This window comes from Vibrio sp. qd031 (assembly GCF_002100145.1).
In the GTDB taxonomy this organism is placed as follows: Bacteria; Pseudomonadota; Gammaproteobacteria; order Enterobacterales; family Vibrionaceae; genus Vibrio.
The window spans coordinates 1-2,025 of sequence record NZ_JXQD01000033.1; the positions used below are offsets into that span (position 1 = coordinate 1).

Genomic DNA, 2,025 nt, shown 5'->3' on the forward strand with positions numbered 1-2,025 from the left:
TTCATGCTAGCCTCCAGATTTAGTTGTTTGCACACTAATTATGGCTCTGGCGTCAAGCTAACCCACGATACTGGAGGCTAGCACCTCGTCGGGGTCATTATGTCTAGGTGTCTGTTCATGCTCAACATAATCGGTTTGATGTAAACTTCTGTTAAAACTATGTCGGTGGGAATTTTATGGACTACGAAGAATACGAGTTGTTAGTTGAGCAACAAAGGGTTAAGAACAACCAATTGCTAGAACAATTTGAATCACATTTAAAAGGTGAAAAGCTGTCCGAAAAAACTGTGTCTAAGCACCTCAATAATCTTGATTTCTATGTAAATCACTACCTTTTGTATGAAGAAATTATTGAGCCCCAAAATGGTGGTGTCGAAGAAATTGGATATTTCTTTGAGGGGTGGTTTCCTCGAAAAGCAATGTGGTCGAGTCCAGAATCAGTAAAGGCAACAATCACAGTCCTTAAAAAGTTCTACAAATATCTTTTATCACAAGGACTAGTTTCTCTCTCTCAATACTCAGAACTTCTTGAAGTCATAAAAGAAAACAAATACGAGTGGACAAGTTATTATCAACCAATGGAATCTGGGTGGTAACACCTAACAAATAAGGATTAAGCGCTGCGCCAGCCAGCGTTAAATCCCGAGTGTTGAACAAGCCCGTTGTCTCTCTATAAGTAAATTGTGCGATTGGCGGCTCAGGTGATCACGCCTTGATACTTTTCTCAAGGCGAACGCTGTCGTGATAAGACCTAAAGTGGCATCTTATCAGCAGGTTAGCGTTTATTTACTTGGCTTTTTGGTATCGCTTCTCCTTTCTCAAGTTATCATCATTATCCTTATTATCTCAGCCTTTCGGCTATCTCGGTCGTGTGATCCCAACGCACCCCATCTCATGCTGACAGCATGGACAGACACGTACTGCTTTGCTCTTTTTTGCCAGTGTGAATAAGACTTTTTGAAGGCTATCGCCCACCAGTAACCATTGAATACGGCTTAGGATATGTCGTGCTTGCCCTCTTAAGAAGCCGTAGTCTCGTACACGTTGTAAGCCCTTTGGTAATGTGTGCTGCAAGACAAGTAGCAAGAATTGAAGGGTGGGCAGTGTTCGCGTCGTCCACTGTTTGGTTTTGCTTTCTCGGTAGCGGAAGGTCACGGTATCATTTTCAACGCTCACGATGTCTCGGTCAGGGAGTACCCCTCGATACAGGTATCGTGACAAGTACTCCAGTGCAGGTTGGCCTTTGCCTACGCTACGGCAGTCAACCACCCATTTGATTGGCGTCTGTTTGGGCACCCATAACTCTGGATGCGCGGTGAGTGCATCTAATAGCCTAGCTCGCCACACCTTCGCCATTGCGAACGCATTAAAGAGGTACTGCTTATTTTCTTTGTACCACGACTGCTTTGATGCGTGATATCGACCTCCAGCAACAACAATATGCAGATGAGGGTGCAGGTTGCGTTGTCGACTGTGAGTATGCAGTACGGCGGTGAAGCCAAGTGCGCCTCTGCTCTGTCTGTGAGCAAAGCTTTTTAGCACACCAGCGGCGACTTGGAACATCGCACTGTAGAGTGCTTTGGGGGCTTTGCGTGCTAGTGGCCTGAGTTGGTAGGGTAAGGTGAAGGTCACCATAAAGTAATGAACGGGCAACAACTTCTGCTTTTGTCTCTTTAGCCAGTCTGAGGTGGTGCGGTGTAGGCACTGCGGGCAGTGGCGATGCCCACAAGAGAGTGGCCGCCGGTCATCAAAGTGGCAATGAGCACAGTACCATTGAGATTGTCCTAGCTTCTCAGTCTGACATCGTAGCATCGCGTGCATGGCTATACGCATGTCGTCGGTTATTCGATGGCCGTGGTGACGTTCAAGCTCAGCTTTATGAGCTTGAAGCAGGTCGATAAAGGTGCTCATACTCCTGTCCACATAATGATCAGTGCATCGGTCAGTTGATTGATGGCTAACGCCGCATCCTTTTGTTTTAGTTGGGTCATGCGGGTGTAACGGGCAGTGGTGTTGAGACTGGCG

2 protein-coding genes and 1 pseudogene are annotated in these 2,025 nt (G+C 46.5%); 1 reads left to right on the plus strand and 2 read right to left on the minus strand.

Going from position 1 to position 2,025, the window contains the following annotated elements; translation table 11 throughout:
- The first annotated feature begins 176 nt into the window (after positions 1-176).
- Positions 177-596 (plus strand): hypothetical protein, encoded by a 420-nt coding sequence (locus tag ST37_RS18245; protein ID WP_084888978.1) that lies wholly within the window; start codon positions 177-179, stop codon positions 594-596.
- Positions 597-858: 262 nt separating this feature from the next.
- On the opposite strand, the gene ST37_RS18250 is transcribed toward ST37_RS18245, so the two are convergent.
- Positions 859-1,911 carry a transposase gene (locus ST37_RS18250; RefSeq protein ID WP_084888979.1) on the minus strand — a complete coding sequence of 351 codons (1,053 nt, stop codon included), beginning with the start codon at positions 1,909-1,911 and terminating at the stop codon, positions 859-861.
- Positions 1,908-2,025, minus strand: a pseudogene (locus tag ST37_RS20330) (integrase); the annotation flags it as partial. The pseudogene ST37_RS20330 and the gene ST37_RS18250, both read right to left, overlap by 4 nt.

Bases quoted from the DNA above. Each gene is read 5' to 3' on its own strand.
- ST37_RS18250 (WP_084888979.1), bottom strand. From the start codon at position 1,911: ATGAGCACCTTTATCGACCTGCTTCAAGCTCATAAAGCTGAGCTTGAA.
- ST37_RS18245 (WP_084888978.1), top strand. From the start codon at position 177: ATGGACTACGAAGAATACGAGTTGTTAGTTGAGCAACAAAGGGTTAAG.